Annotated in this window: 21 protein-coding genes; 14 read left to right on the top strand and 7 right to left on the bottom strand. The window is 65.5% G+C overall.

The window, feature by feature from the left end:
* The first annotated feature begins 48 nt into the window (after positions 1-48).
* A complete protein-coding gene (locus tag ACYVDN_RS14060) occupies positions 49-915 on the top strand; it encodes a GTP-binding protein LepA (protein WP_460572709.1) in 867 nt (288 codons plus the stop codon).
* 98 nt (positions 916-1,013) lie between these two features.
* Here ACYVDN_RS14060 and ACYVDN_RS14065 read toward each other — a convergent pair whose 3' ends face one another.
* Together ACYVDN_RS14065 and ACYVDN_RS14070 are read right to left on the bottom strand one after the other, a co-directional pair.
* Positions 1,014-1,601 carry a DUF998 domain-containing protein gene (locus ACYVDN_RS14065; RefSeq protein ID WP_460572711.1) on the bottom strand — a complete coding sequence of 196 codons (588 nt, stop codon included), beginning with the start codon at positions 1,599-1,601 and terminating at the stop codon, positions 1,014-1,016.
* A gap of 279 nt (positions 1,602-1,880) precedes the next feature.
* Positions 1,881-4,205, bottom strand: a complete 2,325-nt coding sequence (locus ACYVDN_RS14070; protein ID WP_460572713.1) for a ricin-type beta-trefoil lectin domain protein — start codon at positions 4,203-4,205, stop codon at positions 1,881-1,883.
* Between the two features lie 246 nt (positions 4,206-4,451).
* Between ACYVDN_RS14070 and ACYVDN_RS14075 the strand changes: the two genes are divergently transcribed.
* The 6 genes from ACYVDN_RS14075 to ACYVDN_RS14100 all read left to right on the top strand — a co-directional run bounded on the left by ACYVDN_RS14075 (position 4,452) and on the right by ACYVDN_RS14100 (position 11,262).
* Positions 4,452-5,648 (top strand): ROK family transcriptional regulator, encoded by a 1,197-nt coding sequence (locus ACYVDN_RS14075; RefSeq protein ID WP_460572715.1) that lies wholly within the window; start codon positions 4,452-4,454, stop codon positions 5,646-5,648.
* Positions 5,649-5,752: 104 nt separating this feature from the next.
* Positions 5,753-7,093 (top strand): ABC transporter substrate-binding protein, encoded by a 1,341-nt coding sequence (locus tag ACYVDN_RS14080; protein ID WP_460572717.1) that lies wholly within the window; start codon positions 5,753-5,755, stop codon positions 7,091-7,093.
* 1 nt (position 7,094) lies between these two features.
* Positions 7,095-8,096, top strand: a complete 1,002-nt coding sequence (locus ACYVDN_RS14085; protein WP_460572719.1) for a carbohydrate ABC transporter permease — start codon at positions 7,095-7,097, stop codon at positions 8,094-8,096.
* Positions 8,093-8,980 (top strand): carbohydrate ABC transporter permease, encoded by an 888-nt coding sequence (locus ACYVDN_RS14090; RefSeq protein WP_460572721.1) that lies wholly within the window; start codon positions 8,093-8,095, stop codon positions 8,978-8,980. Before ACYVDN_RS14085 ends, ACYVDN_RS14090 begins: the two co-directional genes overlap by 4 nt.
* A 3-nt stretch (positions 8,981-8,983) precedes the next feature.
* Positions 8,984-10,255, top strand: a complete 1,272-nt coding sequence (locus ACYVDN_RS14095) for a 6-phospho-beta-glucosidase (protein ID WP_460572723.1) — start codon at positions 8,984-8,986, stop codon at positions 10,253-10,255.
* Entirely contained in the window at positions 10,243-11,262 is a 1,020-nt protein-coding gene (locus tag ACYVDN_RS14100; protein ID WP_460572725.1) for an N-acetylglucosamine kinase, read from the top strand. Before ACYVDN_RS14095 ends, ACYVDN_RS14100 begins: the two co-directional genes overlap by 13 nt.
* A gap of 141 nt (positions 11,263-11,403) precedes the next feature.
* On the opposite strand, the gene ACYVDN_RS14105 is transcribed toward ACYVDN_RS14100, so the two are convergent.
* The 4 genes from ACYVDN_RS14105 to ACYVDN_RS14120 all read right to left on the bottom strand — a co-directional run bounded on the left by ACYVDN_RS14105 (position 11,404) and on the right by ACYVDN_RS14120 (position 13,053).
* Complete coding sequence (locus ACYVDN_RS14105; protein WP_460572727.1) at positions 11,404-11,955, bottom strand: hypothetical protein; 552 nt, start codon at positions 11,953-11,955, stop codon at positions 11,404-11,406.
* 100 nt (positions 11,956-12,055) lie between these two features.
* Positions 12,056-12,307, bottom strand: coding sequence for a hypothetical protein (locus tag ACYVDN_RS14110; RefSeq protein WP_460572729.1), 252 nt, complete (start codon positions 12,305-12,307; stop codon positions 12,056-12,058).
* 114 nt (positions 12,308-12,421) lie between these two features.
* Positions 12,422-12,622, bottom strand: coding sequence for a hypothetical protein (locus ACYVDN_RS14115; protein ID WP_460572731.1), 201 nt, complete (start codon positions 12,620-12,622; stop codon positions 12,422-12,424).
* Positions 12,613-13,053 (bottom strand): LysE family translocator, encoded by a 441-nt coding sequence (locus ACYVDN_RS14120; RefSeq protein WP_460572733.1) that lies wholly within the window; start codon positions 13,051-13,053, stop codon positions 12,613-12,615. The genes ACYVDN_RS14115 and ACYVDN_RS14120 overlap by 10 nt, the downstream gene beginning before the upstream one ends.
* A 92-nt stretch (positions 13,054-13,145) precedes the next feature.
* Between ACYVDN_RS14120 and ACYVDN_RS14125 the strand changes: the two genes are divergently transcribed.
* From ACYVDN_RS14125 to ACYVDN_RS14135, 3 genes are all read left to right on the top strand, one after another.
* Positions 13,146-13,598, top strand: coding sequence for an Lrp/AsnC family transcriptional regulator (locus ACYVDN_RS14125; RefSeq protein WP_460572735.1), 453 nt, complete (start codon positions 13,146-13,148; stop codon positions 13,596-13,598).
* Between the two features lie 74 nt (positions 13,599-13,672).
* Positions 13,673-15,097, top strand: a complete 1,425-nt coding sequence (locus ACYVDN_RS14130; RefSeq protein WP_460572737.1) for an FAD-binding oxidoreductase — start codon at positions 13,673-13,675, stop codon at positions 15,095-15,097.
* Between the two features lie 78 nt (positions 15,098-15,175).
* Positions 15,176-15,814, top strand: a complete 639-nt coding sequence (locus ACYVDN_RS14135; protein WP_460572739.1) for a LysE family translocator — start codon at positions 15,176-15,178, stop codon at positions 15,812-15,814.
* A 16-nt stretch (positions 15,815-15,830) separates the two neighbouring features.
* Here ACYVDN_RS14135 and ACYVDN_RS14140 read toward each other — a convergent pair whose 3' ends face one another.
* Complete coding sequence (locus ACYVDN_RS14140; protein WP_460572741.1) at positions 15,831-16,988, bottom strand: transporter permease; 1,158 nt, start codon at positions 16,986-16,988, stop codon at positions 15,831-15,833.
* Positions 16,989-17,124: 136 nt separating this feature from the next.
* Between ACYVDN_RS14140 and ACYVDN_RS14145 the strand changes: the two genes are divergently transcribed.
* The 4 genes from ACYVDN_RS14145 to ACYVDN_RS14160 all read left to right on the top strand — a co-directional run bounded on the left by ACYVDN_RS14145 (position 17,125) and on the right by ACYVDN_RS14160 (position 21,661).
* Positions 17,125-18,135, top strand: coding sequence for a LacI family DNA-binding transcriptional regulator (locus ACYVDN_RS14145; protein WP_460573528.1), 1,011 nt, complete (start codon positions 17,125-17,127; stop codon positions 18,133-18,135).
* 162 nt (positions 18,136-18,297) lie between these two features.
* Positions 18,298-19,785, top strand: a complete 1,488-nt coding sequence (locus ACYVDN_RS14150; protein WP_460572743.1) for a sialidase family protein — start codon at positions 18,298-18,300, stop codon at positions 19,783-19,785.
* A 223-nt stretch (positions 19,786-20,008) separates the two neighbouring features.
* Positions 20,009-20,503 (top strand): hypothetical protein, encoded by a 495-nt coding sequence (locus tag ACYVDN_RS14155; RefSeq protein ID WP_460572745.1) that lies wholly within the window; start codon positions 20,009-20,011, stop codon positions 20,501-20,503.
* A gap of 66 nt (positions 20,504-20,569) precedes the next feature.
* Entirely contained in the window at positions 20,570-21,661 is a 1,092-nt protein-coding gene (locus tag ACYVDN_RS14160; RefSeq protein ID WP_460572747.1) for a COG1470 family protein, read from the top strand.
* Positions 21,662-21,669: the final 8 nt, after the last annotated feature.

Genomic DNA, 21,669 nt, shown 5'->3' on the forward strand with positions numbered 1-21,669 from the left:
GGCGCGAACAGCTACTACGTCAGCTCTGATCGGTCCATGATGGATGTGATGACAGATCATGTCTCGCCGCAGAGAATCCTTGAGCATGTCCAACGGCTGGGGGAACAGCATCCGCCGATCGCTCTCGATTCGGTCGACCGACGGGTTAGCGGACCGCGAGCAGTCGCCGATCGTTATGGCCACGTTATCGACTATCTCGCCCGGGTAGAGCTCGAAGTCGACCGGAACGTTCTCGAGTTGCTCGTGCTGCTGCCCGACGTGAGCGAAGTCGACCGGATGTTCTACGCCGACGTGTGGCAGCCGCAGGAGATCCAGCACGGCTTGATACTCGACCGCCTGCAGCAGGATCTCGGCCGACCCGCGGCCCAACCCGAACTCGCTGTCTCGTTCAAGCTAAAGATCATGGGCGCGCTTGCTCACTTCTCTTCGATCCAGGACATCGCGCGTCTGCTCTATTACCTGACCGGCGCGAGTACGGAACGACAGGCCGTATTGGCATACAACGTCCTCTACGACGGGATGCTGCAACTCGACGAGGTGGCAATCGCCGAGACGATCATCAGCCCGATCCGCCGACAGGAGCCGGGCCACTTCGCGTTCTACCGGATGAGCGCGACCCAACTGGTGCAGAGCGGCGAGCTCAAGCCGTGGCAGCTCTATCTGGCGCGCATCCTGAGGGAGAAGACATACAACCTCGTCGGCACGAATGGCCAGGATCGTTATCGCGCTCAGGTTGGTGGCGTTGCCAGCGTGCTCGGGTTCGCCAGCGATCTGGAGAAGTATGCACGCGAGGTCGGCCGGATCGAAGCGCAACTGCTCTGGGCAGAGCACGCCGGCATGGAGTTCCCGCCCTATGTTCTTAAAGCTCTGAAAGAGAGCATCGACCTCTACCGCGAACGCGGCTTCGACACCTGACGAAAAGCCCGAGATGAAGGAGTCATCGGTTCGAGCCCGGCAGCCTTCAGTCGAGCATCGAGGCCAGCACGCCGTAGACGCGCAAGACCACTTCGTGCTCAGTCGATAATCGTGCCGAGTGCGAGGGTGAGGAACCAGGCGATGAAGCCGAGGTAGATGAGGCGTTCGGCTAGGCCGAAGATCCGTCGCAGTGGTGGTGCCACCGAGGATGCGATAACGAGGATCGATCCGATGGCCATCACGATGGCTGCACACGTTGAGCCCACGGCAATGCCGGTGCGACCGGAGTTCGCAAGGGGTCCGGCCGCAAGGAACGCGGCAACGGTGACGGTGGCGAACGCCACGATCGCCAGAAGGTTGTGCAGGCGGCCCTTCTGGGTTCGGTCCGTTCCAGGACGATCCATCGGGAACAGCGGAATGACCAGGCGCGCGGCGGCGAAGATCCAGAGCAAGACAACGGAAGCTCGAGTAGCAGGCACATCGGCGAGCAGGATTGCGCTGGCACCGCCGGAGACGGCCGCAGCGATCCCGGCGACCGCGTACCACGCTCTCGCGTTGCTGAGGGCGTATGCGCTGACGGGGTCCAGGATCGGTGAGAGTCCCGTCGGCATGAAGTGCATAACGAGCAGGGCTGCGATCAGAACGAGACAGCCCGCCGCGCCAATGAGAGCCACGACTATGTTCATGCCGTCGTTTCCGATCCTGGCCACGTTTGGGAACAACTCGACTACGTCGCACAATATCGACCCTCGAGCTAGACCGTGAGCGATCGCCCGCGCCGGGATGCTTCTCGTGAGCGAGCGGGACGAGGCGGTCATCACGAATGACACCCCTAGCGTCGGTGACGAAGAAGCCTGCCCCGATCAGCAGGCGCGGGTGTTCCCTCGCGCCAGAGCAGCGCGGTCAGGAGGGCCTCGACACGGGACGTAGCCGCTGAGCATGGGCTCCCCTCCTAACAAGGAGGCTCACTGCACCACGTGGATGTCCCTGATCTGGGTGTTGCCCTTCGTGCTCACGTAGATGCGGTACGGGCCGACCTGGTAGGTCCCGGCAGCGTTGTTCGCGATGACGAACGTCTTCGCGTAATCGGTGACCTGGCCGTCGCCCTTCGTCAGCGTCGCCACGATCGTCAGGTCGTTCGTGGCACCGCGGAGCTTCTGCACGGATGCCCGCGCCGTGACGGAGTCGGGACCGTACAGCGCAAGGTCAGTGGATCCCGTCATCGGCACGGTCTGGTTGATCGGCGGGAAACTGGCCAGAGTCGTCGACCCCGAGCCTCCGGTCTGCGGCAGTGGTTCCGCCTGGGTGAAGACGTCGCCGTCCACGAGAACCGTGCCGGCAGGAGACACATCGGCCAGGCCCCGTGCGACCAGCTGGTAGTCGCCGATCGGCACATCCTTCGGGATCAGGACCGTCGCATCGAACGTTCCGTCGCGTTCTGGCGTGCGCTGCCCGGTCGCACCGACGCCGTCGAGCGTGGCCAGCACAGCGACGATGTCGTCCGGGTCCGACACCGACGAGAGATCGATCTCGACGCGCGGCGTGTTCGCGCCGGAACCCTTGACCTCGACGCTGTCGCCCGGGTGAGTGTCGTCGGTGATCGCCTGAAGGGCGATGTGCGCGGAGTCGCCGGCGTTCGCGGGGAAGGTCCAATCATTGCCGTAACCGGGAGTGCCGATGTTGCTCTCCGTCTTCGTCGCCACCAGGAGGTGGTCGGTGCTGCCCGTGACCTTTGTCTGATTGCCCGGGCCGGCGAGCGCCACGTTCGCGGGTGTCGTCATGGTGAGATAGCTGGTACCCGGATTCTGTGCATTGTGCACGGATCCGTCGGCGAGAGCCCAGACGGAGTTCTGCACGTCGCTGAGGCCGCTGCCGTCGCCTTCCCAGAGCTGACCGACATCGAAGTTGCACTTCTGCAGACTGACCGCGCGTGCGACGTTGTTGCTGCCGCTCTGGTTGCCCATGTCGACGCACAGGTTGTTCATGATCATCAGCAGGCCGACGAACGATATGTTCTGGCTGGCGCTGTGGTCGCACGGCGCCATCGTCAGGAGCGTGCCGACCGCCGCGCTGTTGCCCGGGTCGGTGATGCACTGCCCGGTCTCCGTGTTGGCGTATGGCCCCACCGTGTCGGTGGACGTGAGGTCGGCGCTCGCCTCCGACCATGACGCGAAGTCGTCGGTGCCGTTGTCCTGGAAGTAGTTGCATTCTCCGGTGTTCGGGTTGTACACGGGGTTCGGGTTGACGGGCATGTCGGGGTTCGGGTCCATCACGATCAGTGCCGGGTCCGTTGGATCTGGAGTCAGTGCGTTCTCGCACTGGAGCGCGTTGACCCAGGATCCGCTACCGCCATCGATCCAGAGGTCGAAGTGGATCATCCCCGGGCCGCCATCGCCGCCCTGGCCGATCAGAGTGCCGTCGGCCGAGTCGCTTCCCGACCCGGACCAGTCGCCCTTGCACTCGGTGCAGGAGTCTTCTGTGACGAAGTACTTGTGGAAGGCCGGAATGTAGAACTCGACACCGTATGGCGCCTCGAGTGTGTTCGCGGTGGCCGCCGTCAACGGGTTCGCATACGACCCATCGCCGCCTGCGCGCTGACCGGAATGCACGGCGCTGCCGTAGTTGCCCGGATAGGAGTTCGTCGCGCCGCTGCTCGGGCCGCCGATGCCGGCTCCTGGCGGCGTGTTGTCCGGAACGCCGTACCAGGTGAACCACGCCTCGTTCTCGCCGGGCTTGACCGAACCGCCGTTCACGGCGAGGTCTGCTCCGACGCTGCCGCTCTTCGGGTAGGGCATCACCCGGTTCGGGTTGATTCCGACCACCTTCTGGTGCGTGAACACCGTGTACGAACCGACGGTGTCACCGTTCGCGGTGTTGGTCGCGGTGACCGTCACGGCGAGGTACTGGCCGATCTGGCTGATGCTCGGCGCGTAGTCGCGGTGGGTGCCGTCCGCCATTCCCGACGTGGTCGCCACGTTCGTCGCCGATGTTCCGTCAGGGGAGGTCTTCCACTGGTAGCTGAACGTGGTGCCGGCCATGTCGTTCCAGGTTCCGTTGTCGACCAGGACGACGTTGCCGAGTTGCGGACCGGTCTTGACGCTGCCGTCGCGGTTCGCGGCGGGATGCGTCAGGTCGTTCCACAGGTGGTACGAGAGCGTCGGTTCATGGCCCGGCACCGGGGCCAGCGTGACGGCGGCGGATGCGGGGACGGCGGACCCGAGTGACAGGCCGGTGAACAGGGCTAGGGCACCGATGAGGGCGAGTCCGCGTGTCCTGAGGTGTGACGTCATTTGAGCGCTCCTGAGATTCCGACGGCAGTGGCACAATCTCGGCGCGGCATGCCAGCAGGCATCCGTAGTCGATGGACGGCAGCATTCCCCACCGCCCGTCTTATTGTCAAGAAGCTTTACTGATCGAATTCGGTCGTCAGCACGGCAATCGCCGCCCTTCGGTCACAGAACAATAAAGGTTGTTTACAGTTAGGAAGGTTCCCTGATACAGTCCCGGCGTACCAGTTCCAACGGAGGGATGTGCCGATGCCGCAGACGCAGCGATCCATCGCGCCGGGCACGCCCGCGTGGTTGCGTTCGCACAACGACCGGACGGCACTCGGCCTCCTGCTGGAGCACGGCGAGCTCACCCGTCAGCAGATCGGCGAGCTCACAGGCCTCTCGAAGCCGACGGCATCCCAGATGGTGCAACGTCTCACGGCGGCGGGCGTCATCCGCGAAGCGGGCGAGATATCCGCGGGGCGCGGACCGAACGCGGTCAGCTACGGCGTACAGCTCGATGTATCCCTCGGTGTCGCGATCGACATCGTGGAGCGGTCGCTCACGGCCACCATCGTCGACGTGAGCGGGGCGGAGCGCGAGGTCGTCACGGTCACGCTCCCCGCGCAGGCCGCGCGACGCTCGGCGTCGGGCGATGTGCGGGCGGCCATTGCCGCCGCATGCACCGCCGCCGGGGTGGACACGGAGCGTGTCACTGCCGTCTGCGTCGGAGTGCAAGGCGCCGTCGACCCGAGGACAGATGCCCTGCGCTTCACCGACACGCTGCCGGGCTGGCAGCGCACGAACGTCCGCGCCCGGCTGGAGGACGAACTCGGCGTCGCCGTCACCATCGAGAACGACGTGAATCTTGCGGCCGTCGCCGAGCGGACCAGGGGAGCCGGCCGCGATTCCGGTGGCTTCGGACTGTTCTGGCTCGGCAAGGGCCTCGGGTTCGCTCAGGACCTCGCCGGCGTGGTGCAACCCGGCGTGAGCGGTGGAGCAGGAGAACTCGGCTACCTTCCGATACCGCGCGACGCGGCCGACCTCGACCCGTCGGCCCTCGATCTGCAGGACCTCATCGGCGGCGCGGCGTTCGTGCGGCTGGCGCGGGCCGCGGGGGCTGCGGGCCGGGGCTACACGGGCACCATCGAGCGCCTGGCGCAGAATGCAACCGCCCGTAGCGCGGTTATCGAGGAGCTCGCTCCACGGGTCGCGTTCGGAATCATTCCCGTTCTCGCTCTTCTGGATCCGGAGAAGATCGTGCTGGGCGGCCCGACAGGAGTGCTGGGCGGCGTCGAGCTGGCGAACGCGGTCGCTGTGCACGTGCAGCGCACCAGCAGGTGGCGTCCCGAGATCGTGACGACCGGCATTCCGGACAGCGCAGTGTTGCTCGGCGCGTGCGAGCGCCTCGCTGAGACGCTGCGCACGCAGCTGTTCGACCGGGTCGACCTTTTGTCCCCATGAACTTCGATGCGGCGCAGCCGCAGCGACGAAGAAACGGCGACCGTCCTTCTCCCTGGCAGGAACAAGTGAGACGGCCGCCGCTCCCCAACAAGAAAGGCTACCCAGTGATATCCCGACTCACGCGGCGTCTCGCCGCTACCGCCGCGGTCGCGGTGGGAGCACTCGTACTGGCCGGATGCTCCGGCCAGAGCACCGATCAGAACGTCGCCTCCACAGCCCCGTCCCATCTCAGCGGCACGGTCACCCTCTGGCACTTCTTCACCGACAGAGAGGCCGACGTCGTGCAGTCGGTCGTGAACGACTTCGAGAAGAAGTACCCCGACGTCAAGGTGGTCGTGCACAGCGGCCAGGACGACGACAAGCTCACCAAGGCCATCGCAGCCGGCAAGGACATCGACGTGGGGATCTCCTACTCGACGGACATCGTCGGCAGCTTCTGCTCCTCGGGAGCGTTCCGCGATCTCACGCCGTACATCAACCGTGACAAGGTCGACCTGAGTCAGTTCAGCGACACCGTGCGGTCGTATACCGAGTTCAACGGCAAGCGCTGCACGATGCCGATGCTCGCCGACACCTACGGGCTGTACTACAACAAGGACATCCTGGCGAAGTACGGCTTCACGCAGCCGCCGAAGACGCTGTCGGAGCTGGAGACGATGGCGTTGAAGATGACGACGTACAACGCCGACGGCTCGATCAAGACCCTTGGCTTCAATCCGTTCATGGGCTGGGCGGAGAACGCGGCAGCCCATTTCGGGCCCGCGGCAGGCGCCCAGTGGCTGACGAAAGACGGCAAGTCGGCGGTGGGTACCTCACCAGGCTGGCCCACGCTCATGAACTGGCAGAAGGACTTCGTCGACAAGATCGGCTATGACAAGCTCAACGCCTTCACGTCGGGTCTCGGGCAGGAGTTCTCCGCCGACTACGCCTTCCAGACCGGCCAGGTGGCGATGGTCATGGACGGCGAGTGGCGCACCGCGTTCATCAAGTCGCAGAAGCCCGGCCTCAACTACGGCACCGCCCCATTCCCTACCGCCGACGATCACACCGACCTCTACGGCGGCGGCTACATCACCGGCAACATTGCGGGCATCGCGAAAGGGTCGAAGAACCCCGAGCTGGCATGGGCGCTGCTGAAGTACCTCACCACCGACACCTCGGCCGTGGTCAAGCTGGCGAACGGCCTCGGCAACGTGCCGACGACGAAGGATGCCCTGGCCTCGCCTGACCTCTCGCTCGGCGGCACCTTCACCACGTTCCTGAACGTGATGAAGAGCCCGAGCTCGGACACCACCCCGCCGAGCCCGGTCGGCGCCGGATACCAGCAGACGTTCAACGACTTCTGGACCAAGTACCAGTCCGGACAGGGCGGTGATCTGCAAGCCGGCCTGAAGAACGTCGACAAGCAGATCAACGACGCGATCTCGCTGTCGACGGGACCGTGACATGACAGCATCCGCTCTTCAGGGCGGCGCAGCGGGACGGGCGGCGCGTGCCGCCCGTCCCGCCCGCCGGCCCTCTCGGACCTCCACGCGGCGAAGGCTCACCATCCTGGCCTTCATCGCACCGACGGTGCTGGGGCTCCTGATCTTCTTCGTCTACCCGCTGCTTGCGAGCATCTACTACTCATTCACCAGCTTCAACATGGTTTCGCCGCCGCAGTGGATCGGCCTGCGCAACTACACCTACCTCTTCACGCAGGACCCGCTGATCGTGACGGCGACTCTGAACACCCTGTGGTTCGTCGTCATCCTCGTCCCGGTCCGCATCATCACCGCGATGGGCGTCGCCGGGCTGCTGGCAAGAGCCAAGAACGCGTCCGGGTTCTGGCGCACGCTGTTCTACCTGCCGGCGCTGGTGCCGCCGGTGGCGAGCGTTGTGGCGTTCGTGTTCCTGTTCAATCCGGGAACCGGGCCCGTGAACCAGGTTCTGAAGTTCTTCGGCATCCAGGGACCGTTGTGGTTCAACGATCCTGCATGGTCGAAGCCGTCTCTCGTACTGCTGGGAATCTGGGTGATGGGCGACCTGATGATCATCTTCCTGGCATCGCTCCTGGATGTTCCGACCGACCAGTACGAAGCGGCATCCCTGGACGGCGCCAACGGTTTCCAGAAGCTCCGCTACGTCACGTACCCGAACATGATCCCCGTGCTCGTGTTCGCCGTGATCACTGGCGTGATCGCCGCTCTGCAGTACTTCACGGAGGCGTCCGTCGCCTCCAGCGTTGCCAGCGGTCAGGCCACCGTCGGCGGAAGCGCGGCGCAGGTCATCGGCTACCCGAGCGACTCTCTGTTGACGTACACGCAATGGCTGTACGAGCGCGGCTTCACGAACTTCCAGCTCGGCTACGCGAGCGCGATGGCCGTCGTGCTCTTCGTCGTGGCAGGACTGTTCCTCGTTCTGCTCCTCGGTCGAGTCAAGGCCTTCACCCCGGAGGGAGCGCGATGACCGCCGAGACTCTGTCAGCGCCCGCACGCGTCGAACGGCAGAGCCGCAGCGGCAAGCGCACGCCGAAGTCGCTGCTTCTGTGGATCGCCGAGCACACCGGGCTCGTCGTTCTCGCGGTGCTGTTCCTGTTCCCGGTAGTCTTCGTGCTTCTGACGTCGCTGATGTCGAGTACCCAGACCCTCACGCCGAGCTTGTGGCCGAGCCCGTTCGACTGGGGCAACTATGTGCGGGCCTTCACGCAGGCGCCTCTCGCGCTCTGGTTCGGCAACTCGCTGCTCTACGCGGTGCTCGCCACGGTGTTCATGCTCGTCTCGAGCGTGCCGGCCGCGTATGCGCTGGCGAAGCTCAAGTTCCGCGGCTCCAACGTGCTGTTCGTCGCGATCGTGGTAGCCATGCTGCTGCCGCCCCAGGTGACCGCGGTGCCGATCTACGTGATGTGGTCGCAACTGGGGCTGACCGGGACGCTGTGGCCGCTCATCCTGCCGAATCTGCTGGGCGACGCGTTCTCAGTCTTCCTGATGAGGCAGTTCTTCCTCACCATCCCGACCGAGTACGCGGATGCCGCCCGCATCGACGGCAACGGCGAGTTCGGCGTGCTGATGCGCGTGATCGTGCCGATGGCGAAGCCCGGCATCGCTGCCGCCGCCATCTTCATGTTCTTCAACTCCTGGAACGACTACTTCGGCCCGCTGCTGTACACCTCGGAGAACAATGCGGCATGGCCAGTCGCCTACGGTCTCGCCTCCTTCCGCAGTGTGCACGGCACCGACTGGGGAATCACGATGGCGATGACCCTCATCGTGACCATCCCCGTGGTGGTCGTCTTCTTCTTCGCCCAACGCGTCTTCGTCGAGGGCATCACACTCACCGGCGTGAAGGGATAGCCCGTGAAACTGACCGTGATAGGTGGAGGTTCCACTTACACCCCTGAGCTCATCGACGGGTTCGCCCGGCTGCGCGAGCAGCTGCCGGTCGACGAGGTATGGCTCGTCGACCCGAACCCGCAGCGCTTGGCTCTTGTGAGCGCGATGAGCGTGCGCATGTTCCGCGCTGCTGGGCATCCGGGTCGCATCGTGCCCACGAGCGATCTCGAAGCGGGCGTCGCCGATGCCGACGTGGTGCTCATCCAGCTGCGCGTCGGCGGACAGGAAGCCCGCAAGGGCGATGAGACGTTCCCGCACGCGTGCGGCACGATCGGACAGGAGACCACCGGTCCTGGAGGCTTCGCGAAAGCGCTGCGCACTGTGCCGATCGTGCTGCGCGTCGCTGACGCGGTGCGCAGACACGCGAAGCCGGATGCCTGGATCATCGACTTCACCAACCCGGTCGGCATCGTCACGCGTGCACTGCTTCAGGAGGGCCACCGCGCGGTCGGCCTGTGCAACGTAGCGATCGGCTTCCAACGGCACTTCGCCGGAATGCTCGGCGTCGCCCCGCGCGATGTACGCCTCGGCCACGTGGGCCTCAACCACCTCACCTGGGAGCGCAGCATCACCGTGACAAGCACTCAGGGGGAACGCGACGTCCTGCCCGAGCTCATCGAGACCCGTCTCGACGAACTCGCCGCGGAGACCGACTTCGCGCCCGGTCTGATCGAGCTGCTGAACAGCGTGCCGTCGTATTACCTCAGTTACTACTACGAGCACGACGCGGTGCTTCGCGAACAGCTCGCCGGCCCGACGCGCGCCGAGGCGGTGCAGGAAGTGGAGCGCGCGCTGCTCGACATCTACGCAGACGAGACACGCGACACCAAGCCGGAGGAACTCGAGAACCGAGGTGGCGCATACTACTCGGAAGCCGCCGTCGATCTCATCGCGTCGCTCACGACGAACAGCGGCGACGTGCAGGTCGTCAACCTGCTGAACGCCGGGACCCTGCCCTTCCTGCCGGACGACCACGTCATCGAAGTGCCGGCGAGAGTCACGTCCGACGGTGTGGCCGCGCTCTCGATCGATCCGCTCCCCGACGACATGACAGGACTCATCGAGCACGTTGCAGCATACGAGCGGCTGGCACTGGATGCCGCGGTGCACGGCGGACGCGACAGGGTCGTGCGGGCCATGCTCGCGCATCCGCTCGTGCAGCAGTACGACAAGGCGGAGAAGCTCACCGACCTGCTGATCACAACGAATAAGGACTACCTGCCATGGGCGCCGTGACCGACGACCGGGTGTTGGTCGCCGTCGACGGCGGTGGCAGCAAAACGGATGCGTATGCCGTCGCCAGCGACGGGAGCATCCTCGCCACCGCCCGTGCCGGCGGTTCGAGCCCGCAGATCCTCGGACTGCAGCCTGCGGTCGAAGTAGTGAACGACGTCCTCAGCCGGTTGATGGCGCAGCTTCCCGGTCGTCGTGTCGACCGCCTGCATGCGTACCTTTCCGGCATCGACCTGCCGGAAGAGGTGGCGGCATTCCGTGCGGCGGTGCTCGGCTCTCCGTGGTTGCCGGCCGACGCCGACGCGTTCGTCGTCGACAACGACACATTCGCCCTGCTGCGCGCCGGAACAGATGCCCCGGATGCCGTCGCCGTCGTCTGCGGCACCGGCATGAATACGGTCGGCGTGCGACGCGACGGCGCCACCGTGCGGTTCGTGGCGCTCGGCACGATCTCGGGCGACTGGGGTGGAGGCTGGTCGATCGGCGAGAGCGCGCTGTGGTACGCCGCGCGTGCTGCGGACGGTCGTGGTGAGCCTACGTCGCTCGTCGACGACCTTCCACGCGCGTTCGGTGAGCGCGACGTCGATGGAGTGATCCGCGGACTGCACTTCGGCACGATCGACTCGAACACCCTCTCGGTGCTCGCGCCGACAGTGCTGAAGGCGTCTCGCGCCGGCGACCGGGTCGCGATGCAACTCGTCGACCGGCAGGCCGAGGAGATCGTCGCGTGCGCCGCGGCCGCGCTGCGCCGGCTCGAGCTGCTGTCGAGCGACGCACCCGTCGTGCTCGGCGGCGGAGTGATCGCCGCAGGAGACGAGCACCTGCTCGACGGCGTGCGTGCTGGGCTCCGCGCCGCAGCACCGAGTGCCCGCATCGAGCTCGTGGTCGAACCGCCGGTGCTCGGCGCACTTCTACTCACCCTCGAGGCGGCCGGGTGTGGCGCTTCAGCGCTGAGACAGGTCGTTGCGGAGTTCGACAGCGACCATCGGCCCGCGGAGCTCGCGTCCTGACCTTGTCGGGACGCCGAACCTGCGACGAAGACCACTGGCGCGGGAGGCCGGTCGGGCTGCTGGTACCGGCCTGCCGCGCCATCTCGTGTTCGCGGAACCTCGCTACAGCGACGTCGCCAACATCCGGTTCCAAGGGGAGAGTCAGGCTTGCGGCGTGACGCCTCGCTCGGTTCCGATCAACTTTGTGTCGATGTCGAGGTGCCGCACGGCCTTCTCGACCTGCTTGGTGGTGAACGTCGGAAACGGCACCGAGAGGTTCGGATAGCGGGCGATCTCCTCCTCGGTGGCCGGCCGTTTGGTGCTCTTGTCCGCGAGATCCAGCAGCTGGTACTTCGGTACCGAGCGCATGATGTACAGCGTGTGTGTCGCTCGCACGTCACCCGGCAGATGCGTGGAGGTTACCGTCCAGCGCAGGTCGGCGTGCTCTTTGCCGAGCAGGAACTCGGCGCCACCGACGGGAAGATCCTCTAGGGCCAGCGGTAGTTCGGGCAAGCCCTCTGGCATCGTCGGCGTATCGGTCACGATGTCGAAGAAGCTGCACAGGTGCACCGACCCCTTGTCAATGAGACTCACATAGCCCCACGCGTAGCCGCCCTCGAGCAGCGGGACGTAGAACACCTGCCCGACGACCGGACGACGACCCTGGCTCATGGCGATACCCCAATCCGACTCCTTGGCAGTGGACCCGTCCACGTCCCCCGATTCGCTCAATTCTGTCAACGACCGTCCGCCGTGTCGTTGTGGCGTTCACGTTCTTGCGACCGATGAGCGAGCGGTGCGCGGCATTGTCCCGTTACGGCTGCGCAATCCCGTCGAAACAGGGGGCGAATAGCTTGCCCCTATGGCTCTCGGCTTTTCCTTTCAAGAGTGTGACGACTGTGGCGAGCGGCACATCATGCTTGCTGATGGTCGGATGTCGGTCCATTTCAGCCACGACGGTGCCCGGTGCTCTGGGTCTCGACGGCGACTGGACGCCGCCGGCGCCGACAAAGAAGAAGCGCGTGTGATTGAACGACGCCTCATCGCGATGCTCGATCTCGTCCAAGACATCAGGAAGATCAGGACACGCGGAGGCGACTGCCCTCATGGCTCGACGGGGGTCGGATCGGACGAATCGGTTGTGCACGAGTTGACCTTGCAGTCACCCGTCGCCGGGAACTCATGACATGGACGCGAGCTGCCCGATCCGGTCTGCGACGATCGCGACACCGATCAGCATCATCGCGACGCCGGAGGCCCTGGTGACCAAGACCGTCGCGCGGGGGCGAGATCGCAGCACCTGTCGCGCGAGCAGAGCGACCGTGAAGTACACGACTGCGCAGTCGAGCAGGTGAAGGGAGCCGAGGGCGATCATCTGCACCGGCAGCGGCCAGCCCGACGGGACGTGAACTGTGGCAGGAGCGCCAACAGCAACAACAGGCCCTTCGGGTTCAGGGCGCTCACCCCGGCGCCCCGCGCGAACTGGACCCATCCAGCCCCGGCGACCGGACTCTCGCTCGCGGTGATAGGCGCAACGCGGCGCATCAGCGTCGAGACGCCCAGCCACAGCAGGTAGGCGGCACCGGCGAACGTCAGCGCCGTCAGTGCGACCGGGAACTTCGTGACCACGATGCCGACACCGAGCGCGACCACGATAACCACGACCGAGTAGCCGGCGAGAGTGCCGAGGACCGACGGCACGACCGAGCGGGCTCGCAGGCCCGCGGCGATCGCATACGCCCAATCGGCGCCCGGAGTGAGAGCCAGCAGCACTGCGACGGTCCAGAACTGTGCTGCTAATCCAACGTTCATGACCACCTCCGCGAAGGAACCTACGTGGGGGAGGGCGAAATGTGCTTCGATTCTTGACCCAAATGTGGTCAAAGAGCGGGATGATTTATCGCGTGGACGCGCTTGACCGGAAGATTCTTTCTGACCTGCAGGAAAACGGCCGTACGAGCGTCACGGAACTCGCATCCAACGTCGGCCTGAGCCTCTCTGCGGCGCATCGACGGCTCCGAGATCTTGAGAATGCCGGGGCGATCACCGGCTACAGGGCGGACATCGCCCCGGTTGCAGTCGGCCTCACGTTCGAGGCAGTCGTGTTCGTGACCATGGGACACACCGACGCCGCGACGGTTGCGGAGTTCGAAGACGCCGTTCGCGAACTCCCGAACGTCATCCAGGCGGAGCGGCTGTTCGGAGAGCCCGACTACATTCTGCGGGTGCTGGTCGAGAACCTCGAGGCATACCAGAAGCTCTATGACTCCCGGCTCGGGGGCCTCCCTGGCGTGCAGCGGCTGACCTCGACCATCGTCATGAAGCGCATCGGGCGCGACCGCTTCATCCCGGTCTAGATCATTACGTCACCCACCCGAAAGGCCAGCGGTGCAAGATGGCACCGATCGGACAACCCGAAGGGAATGAGCCTGTGAGTGTTGTGCTGTCATCGTCTGCTGTTGCCGATCTGCGGGATCGCCTGACAGGTCATGCGCTTCTGGCCGGCGATCCGGGGTTCAGGGCGGGCGTCGCCTCGTGGGACGAGTCCGTCCGGATCGTTTCACCGATCGCGGTCATGGCGGCGAACGCGGCCGATGTCACCGTCGCTGCACGCTGGGCCGCGGATCAGGGTCTGGACATCGGTGTCCTGGGTACCGGTCACGGCATCATCGATGACCAGCACGACTCCCTCCTGATCAACACCGCGGGCCTTGGCGGAATCAGGGCCGATCCGGCGACCCGCAGAGTCGTCGTCAAGCCCGGGGCTCGCTGGGCAGACGTTCAGGCCGTGGTCACCCCGCACGGACAGTCCGGCGTGTGCGGCTCGATGCCAGGAGTCGGAGTCGTCGGATACACGCTCGGCGGCGGGCTGAGCCCGATCGGACGCACTTTCGGTATGGGGTCCGATCGGGTGCGGCGGATGACCGTGCTCGACGCCGACTACGCGCCCTTCGATGTCACCGAAGAGAGCCATCCCGATCTGTTCTGGGCGCTCTGCGGCGGAGGCGGCTTCGGGCTCGTGACGGAACTCGAATTCGAGACGGTGGACGTGCCCTCGCTCTTCGGCGGCGGGGTGTACTTCTCCGGCGCTCACGCACAGGACGTGCTGACGGCATACCGGGACTGGGTCACGGTCCTCGACGAGCGCGCCTCCACCTCGATCGCGCTTCTGCACCTCCCGCCGGTTCCTGCCCTTCCCGACTTCCTCCGCGGCCAGTACGTAGTGCACCTGAGGGTGGCATATGTCGATCCGACGGCCTCGTCGCTGGAGGCCGCGGGCCGTGCACTCCTCGCGCCGATGCTCGCGGCGGCGCCCGTGCTCAACGACTACACGAGGGTGATGACGCCCGACGGGCTTCCGGACATCCACCGCGACCCGGTTGCGCCGATGCCCGTCGCCTACCGTGGCGGAGGCCGCGACGAGCTCGACGATGCCGCCATCGATTCGCTCGTGACCTCGGCAACGCCCGAACACGGTCCGGCTCCCGCGGCGATCGAGATCCGGCACCTCGGCGCCGCCATGGCCCGATCGACCGGTCCGGCCAACAGCGCTACGGCCCGGCACGCCGCGTTTCACGTCTGGGCGAGCAGTCCCACGGACCCGGCCGACCCTGGGCCGTCTCGCCGGCTCGTCGACGACCTGATCACCGGAGCCGGCGCGACCGTGGAGAGAGCGCAGCTGAACTTCTACGGGCCCGATCCCGAACCGGGCGCCTTCCTCCGGCTCTGGGACCCCGCCGACGCCGCTCGGCTGCAGGCAGCGGCCGCCCACCTCGACCCCGACGGCCGTCTCCGCAGCGGTCGCGTCTATCGCGTCGACGTAGTGCAGTCCGCCGATCCTGCTCGAGGCCGATAATCTGCAGAAACCTTCGGACCACGGGCCGTCTCTCCGGTCCGCTTTCGGGGTGCGTCCGTTCGCGGTTATGGTTTCTCCATGTTGCCAATGGACCATATGGTCGCGTTCGCCCTCACGGCGTTCGTGTTGATCGCGGTGCCTGGGCCGAGTGTTCTCTTCGTGGTTTCCCGGTCGCTGACGCTGGGCCGGCGGGCCGGGCTCGCAACGGTGTTCGGCAACGCGGTCGGGGTATACGTGCAAATGCTTGCGATCGCGTTCGGCATCGGCGTGATCGTCGAGGAGTCCGTCACCGTCTTCACGATCGTGAAACTCGTCGGGGCCGCATACCTCGTGTACCTGGGGGTTCAAGCGATACGCCACCGGAAGTCGCTCACAGCGGCGTTGGGCAGTCGGGTGGATGCGAAAAGCGCTCTTCGGGTGATGGCCGACGCTTTCGTCGTTGGTGTTGCCAATCCCAAGGCGGTCGTCTTCTTCGCGGCCATCCTGCCGCAGTTCGTCGATCGAGGTGCCGGGAACGTCCCGATTCAGATGCTGCTGTTGGGCGCGGTGTTCTTCTGTCTCGCTCTCTTCTCGGACGGAGCGTGGGCATTGGCCGCCGGCGCTGCGCGCGCATGGCTCCTGCGGAGGCCGCGCCGGCTCGAAGTCGTCGGTGGGCTCGGCGGAATCGCCATGATCGGTATCGGCGCTCAGCTCGCCGTCACAGGTCGAAACGATTGACGAGACGTGTCGTGCATCACCCCGACGTTGCGGCGAGGGCGAGCGTCGCCAGTACGACCGTGACCGGTGCGACGAGGAGACCGAGCAAGATGTAGCGACGCCATCGCACCTGTACGTCCAGCACCGCAAGCCTTCGGTGCCAGAGCAGCGTCGCTAGGGAGGCCCATGGTGTGATCAGCGACCCTGCGTTCACGCCGATCAGCAGCGCCGCGATCCGAACAGGGCTTCCGGCGACGGGCTCCAGCGCCAGATATGCGGGGAGATTGTCGATCGCATTCGCTCCGACCATCCCGGTCACCGACAGCCGTAGCAGCCCCAACGGCCCGTCTCCCGTTCCCGACGCGCGCGCGAGTAGCGTCCCGAGGCCGTTCGCGTGAAGCACCTCGATGAACAGGAACAGCCCCGATGCGAGCAGGATGAGCTGCCAGGGGATCAGCCCGAATCGCACGACCTGGCGGCGACGCGCGAGAAACACCACGACGAGCACGACCGCGCAGGCGCAGGCGGGCAGCCACACCGGTATGCCTGACACGAGCAGCGGCAGCAGTGCCACGACGACGGCGGCGCTGATCCAGAACAGGACGGGGTCCCCGACCGACTCCACCGCGCCGGGCTCATAGCGCACCAGCAGGGATCGCCGTCCGATCACGAACACGACGACCACGGGAAGGATCACGGCGGCGGCCGCTGGAGCCGCCATCAGCGCCGCGAACTCTGCCGGTGACGGGTTCCCCATCGCGTGCTGTGCGAGCAGGTTCGTGAGGTTCGACACCGGAAGCAGCAGCGATCCGGCGTTCGCCACCCACACGGTCGTCAGCGCGAACGGGAGAGGGTTCAGGCCCGCGTGCCGGGCGAGCACGATCACTACCGGCGTCAGCAGGACCGCCGTCGTGTCGAGGGACAGGAATACGGTGCTCACGACCGCGACGCCGACGACGAGAAGCCACAGCAACCAGGCCCTGCCAGCACCCCAACGCGCGGTCAGCTGCGCGACTCGAGTGAAGACTCCCGCCTCTGCGGCGAGCTCGGTCACGACCGTGACGCCGGCCACGAACAGCAGGATCGGCCACACCCGATCCCACAGGGAGACGACATCTTCAGGCGGGATCAGGCCGATGGTCACTCCGATGACGCCGAGCACCAACAGCACGCCGCCGATGATCGCCGTCCTCATGCGCCCCCTCGCGTTACGGACACGCGCCTCGCGCCCGCGGACGGAACGCTACCCGATCGGCGCCGATGGCCAAACGCGGATGAATGGTTGCATGCGGAGGGCACGGCAATCGGGGATTCGGTGGAATGCTTCTCGCATGGTTAGCCCTGATGGTGCACGGCCTACGATCAATGACGTCGCGAGGGCTGCCGGCGTCTCGATCGCCACCGTCTCGAAAGCCGTCAACCGACGTTATGGCGTCGCTCGGTCAACTGTGGAAAAGGTGCTACGCGCGGCCGAAGAGCTCGGCTATGAGTCGAGCCTGATCGCCAGCAGTATGCGAAGTCGCCGCACTGGCGTCATCGGAGTGCTGTTGACCGACTTCGAGCCGTTCAGCGCGGAGATTCTGAAAGGTGTGGCTACAGGGTTGCGCAAGGAGCAGTACGAGCTTCTTGCCTATTGCGGTACACGTCTCGGGGAGGGAGATGGCTGGGAGCAACGATCTCTCAACCGGCTCTCCGGAACTCTTATCGACGGGGTCATCATGGTGACGCCGACCGTGGTGAATGTGCGAACCGACGTGCCGATCGTCACCATCGACCCGCACATGGGGCCCGGGGATCTGCCGACAGTGGAGTCCGATGGCTTCGGCGGGGCGCGGGATGCTGTGAGCTATCTGGTGGAGCTCGGCCATACCCGCATCGGCTACATCGCCGGACGGCCTGATCTTCGATCGTCTCTCGCGCGCGAGGCCGGCTACCGTCACGCACTGACAGCTGCCGGCCTGCGTTTCGATCCGTCGCTCATCGGCGTCGGCAGGTACATGATGAATCCGGCCCATGACGCCGCAAGGATCCTGTTGGCCAGGCCTGATCGCCCGACTGCGATCTTCGCCGCGAACGACGTGTCTGCTCTGGCGATTCTCGTTGCTGCCAGAGAGCTCGGCCTTCGCGTGCCAGACGATCTCTCCGTGATCGGCTTCGACGACATCCCCGAAGCGTCGCAGGCGAACCCTCCCGTGACCACCGTGCGCCAGCATATCCAGACCCTCGGAAACCAGGCCGCTGTCATGCTTGTCGCCTTGATGAACGGCAAGCAGGTGACGGGAACGCACCTGCGTTTGTCGACCCGTCTGGTTCCCCGTGCCACCACCGCACCGCCTGCTTGAGTTCGCCGAAGGGAATGCCACGTGAGAGCGGCCAGAGGCTGTTTTCGAAAACCTTTGTCCTCAAATCGGCGCGCGGATACTCTCTGACCGTTTCCCCGGTCAGAGTCGACACCCACAATTCGGGGTGAGTGTCGGCCGGGGTACTTCGATGAGGAGGTATCCATGCAGTATCGACACTCATTCCAGGAAGACGAGTCACCCCACGATTCGGGATTTTCGCGCCGGATATTCCTCGGTGCGGGCGCTGCCCTGGCCGCTGGCGCGACGCTGGGCCTGGCCGCGCCGGCGTTCGCAGACCCGGTTCGCCAAAGCGTTCTGAGCGCAGATCCGGCTGGCCTTGCCCCGTTCGGCCCGATCCCGCTCGACTCCGCGGTGAAAAACGGGTCGTACGGCCGTGCCGTGCGGCTGGCCGTCAACCAACCGGCAGGCGTGCCGCAGACCATTCTTGCGACGTACCAGGGCGGCGCCCTCTATCGCAGCGCCGACAACGGTCACACCTGGACGAAGGTGGGTCCGTCGCCTGCCTCCGGATTCGTTCTCCAGCCGTTCTTGTACGAACTGCCGATCGCGTTCGCCGGCTTCCCCGCGGGAACGCTGCTGTTCTCCTGCAATGCGTTGGGCAGCGGGAGCACCAAGATCCAGATGTACGCCAGCACCGACAGCGGAGTCACGTGGCAGTTCTTGAGCACGGTCGCCACGGGCGGCGGTGCCAGCACAACGAACGGCGCTACGCCGGTCTGGGAGCCCTTCCTGCTGCTGCACAACGGGAAACTGATCTGTTACTACTCCGACCAGCGCGATCCGAACTACGGACAGAAGCTGTCGCACCAGACCAGCACGGACCTGATCAACTGGGGTCCGGTCGTCAACGATGTGAGAGGCAACACCTACGCGGAGCGTCCCGGCATGACATCCGTGGCTCAGCTCCCCAACGGCCAGTGGATCATGACGTTCGAGTACGGGCAGCCGGATGACCCGGCGAACCCCGATCAGAACAACTACACCTACTGGGTGAACTACCGCCTCGCGTCAGACCCGGAGCTGTTCGATTCCTCGCCGTCTATTCGGATCATCGTTCCTGGTACCCCGCCGAACTCCTCCCCGATCGTGTCGTGGTCGAACTCCGGTGGCCCGAACGGAACGATCATCGTCACCAACAACGACACCCAGGACTTCCTGATCAACCGGGACTTGGGCGATCCGAACAAGTGGCTGCGACTGTCGTCGCCGATGCCCGCCGGATACAGCCGGCAGACTATTCCGCTCGACCCCGCCGCAAACACGGCCGAGCAAGGTCTGGTGTTCGTGATCACCGGTGCGCAGTACGGCAAGAGTTTGCCCCCCTCGGTGGGCATCATCTCGGCGGCCGACACGCTGTCGCTGGCTCCGGCGGCTCAGGGTCGATCACTGGCCGGTTCAGCGTACGTGTACGTGACGGTGAAGAACACGGACACCGTTCCGGCGGACATCACAGTGACGACTCCGTACGGGAACAAGACGTTCTCAGGAGTTCAGCCGGGCACCGCGGGCACGGCGGCGTTCAACTCGCACGCCGCGTCGATCCCCTCGGACAGCGTGCAGGTGACGGGCACGGCGGGAAGCAAGTCGTTCGCCGGCTCGGCGTCGTACGCGGCAGTCGGAAGCAATTGAACCAGGGTGGCCCGGGGGAATGGCTTCCGGGCCACCAGCACCAATCCATCCGCGGATCAGAATGGTCCGCGATGACATGCAGAAGGGCATGGACATGAATTTGAGGAAGTTTGCTCTCCGCGGCGTTGCGGTGGGTTTCGGCGTCGCCGTACTGACGTGTGCGAGCACGGCAGTGGCGAACGCGGATGATACGAACTACGGCAACGGAGACGTGAATGTCAACGTGAGCATTCCCCAGACGACCCAGCCGGGCGTGCTGGCGATGACCGTCGCGGGCACGTCTGCGAAGCTGACGGAGCAGGATTCGACGGCTTTGGTGCGTCAGTTCACGGGTCAGCTGCCGCTCGTGACCGTGACGGACACCCGGACTCCGGATGAGATCCCCGCTGGCGCGGCCTGGTACGTTCTCGGCTCGTCGTCGGACTTCACAGGGGATGCCGGTCAGCCGGCGATCCCGGCGTCAGATCTCGGCTGGACGCCGACCATCGTGGGATCGGACACGAGCGACGGCAACGTGTTCGCGGGCCAGCCCGTGGAAACGTCGACGGACGGAGGCCAGGGTCTCGTTGACAAGGAACTCCTTTCGTCGACATTCGACTCGAGTTCCGACACGACTCCGGGCGCGTGGACCGCAACGGCAGATCTGACCCTGAAGACGGGTGCGGACGTCAAGCCGGGCGACTATTCATCGACCCTGACCCTGTCACTGTTCGAGTAGTAATCATCCTCGTCGGCTCGGGGTGGCCGCCTCCACCCCGAGCCGACGCTGTCGGAGAGGCATCTCATGCTCGCTGAGGTCAGCCGTCGAGTTCGATATGGGTTCGCGGTCATCGTCATCTTCTGCCTCGGTGTGGCCGCGTCGAGTGGCGCGTCCGCAGCGTTCGCGGAGACCGGCGGGGCGCCGTCACCGAGTCCGTCCGCGGCGGCTCCGGGAGCGGCAGCCGTGACATGGTCGGTGCAGCCGGCGACGGCACATGGTGCGGACGGTCGGGCCTGGGCAGAGTTGACTCTGAATCCGGGCACGTCGGAGCAGCAGTACCTGGAGCTGCGGAACCTTGGCAAAACGACCACCGCGTTCTCATTGTCCGCGGCGGACGGGTATTTCACGGAGCAGGGTCGGTTCAACATGTTGCCGGCCGGCGCGAAGTCGAAGGATGCCGGACTATGGGTCCACATCCAACCGAGTATTCAGCTCGGCGCCGGACAGAGAGCGATCATCCCCTACACGGTCACCGTCCCCAGCAACGCCACTCCCGGAGATCATCCCGCTGGAGTCGCCGCCAGCGTGACCTCGGTCGGAGTGGACAAAACCGGTGCGCAGGTCGGAGTGGTGTCTCGGGTGGGATTCCGGGTCATGACACGTGTCACCGGGACGTACAAGGTCGCCGCAGCCAGCACGATCAATGGGTCGTACGCACTCGTATGGAACCCGTTCCAGCCCGGGCAGGCCGAGGTCAAGTACACGCTGAAGAACACAGGCAACACGCGGGTGAAACTGAACCCTCAGGTGCATCTCTCCGGACTTTTCGGCATCGGTGCACAGACCAAGGCCGGCGATCCGGTGGCGGAGCTGGATCCGGGAGAGACCCGCACCGGCGTCGTCGGGTTCACCGGCGTATGGCCGGCGGGAACACTGACAGCATCCATCGACTCGAGCGTCGACGCCGTGCTGAAGAACACGAAGGCGTCGGCCACACCGTCACCGGTGCGCGTCTCAACCTCGATACCCGCGTTCCCGTGGCCCCAGCTCCTCCTCGTCATCCTGACGGCATTGGTCGTGGTCGGGCTCGTCGCCGATCGTCGCCGTCGTCAGCGCGGCATCCAGCAACGCATCGCTGCCGCCCGCGAACAAGGCCGACAGGAAGCCGCCCAGTGAACGTTGCA

The sequence above is a fragment of the Humibacter soli genome, assembly GCF_054779035.1.

Excerpts from the sequence above, each read along its gene's own strand:
- ACYVDN_RS14060 (WP_460572709.1), top strand. The coding sequence starts at position 49 with ATGACAGATCATGTCTCGCCGCAGAGAATCCTTGAGCATGTCCAACGG.
- ACYVDN_RS14065 (WP_460572711.1), bottom strand. The coding sequence starts at position 1,601 with ATGAACATAGTCGTGGCTCTCATTGGCGCGGCGGGCTGTCTCGTTCTG.
- ACYVDN_RS14070 (WP_460572713.1), bottom strand. The coding sequence starts at position 4,205 with ATGACGTCACACCTCAGGACACGCGGACTCGCCCTCATCGGTGCCCTA.
- ACYVDN_RS14075 (WP_460572715.1), top strand. The coding sequence starts at position 4,452 with ATGCCGCAGACGCAGCGATCCATCGCGCCGGGCACGCCCGCGTGGTTG.
- ACYVDN_RS14085 (WP_460572719.1), top strand. The coding sequence starts at position 7,095 with ATGACAGCATCCGCTCTTCAGGGCGGCGCAGCGGGACGGGCGGCGCGT.
- ACYVDN_RS14090 (WP_460572721.1), top strand. The coding sequence starts at position 8,093 with ATGACCGCCGAGACTCTGTCAGCGCCCGCACGCGTCGAACGGCAGAGC.
- ACYVDN_RS14100 (WP_460572725.1), top strand. The coding sequence starts at position 10,243 with ATGGGCGCCGTGACCGACGACCGGGTGTTGGTCGCCGTCGACGGCGGT.
- ACYVDN_RS14120 (WP_460572733.1), bottom strand. The coding sequence starts at position 13,053 with ATGAACGTTGGATTAGCAGCACAGTTCTGGACCGTCGCAGTGCTGCTG.
- ACYVDN_RS14135 (WP_460572739.1), top strand. The coding sequence starts at position 15,176 with ATGTTGCCAATGGACCATATGGTCGCGTTCGCCCTCACGGCGTTCGTG.
- ACYVDN_RS14140 (WP_460572741.1), bottom strand. The coding sequence starts at position 16,988 with ATGAGGACGGCGATCATCGGCGGCGTGCTGTTGGTGCTCGGCGTCATC.
- ACYVDN_RS14145 (WP_460573528.1), top strand. The coding sequence starts at position 17,125 with ATGGTTAGCCCTGATGGTGCACGGCCTACGATCAATGACGTCGCGAGG.
- ACYVDN_RS14150 (WP_460572743.1), top strand. The coding sequence starts at position 18,298 with ATGCAGTATCGACACTCATTCCAGGAAGACGAGTCACCCCACGATTCG.
- ACYVDN_RS14160 (WP_460572747.1), top strand. The coding sequence starts at position 20,570 with ATGCTCGCTGAGGTCAGCCGTCGAGTTCGATATGGGTTCGCGGTCATC.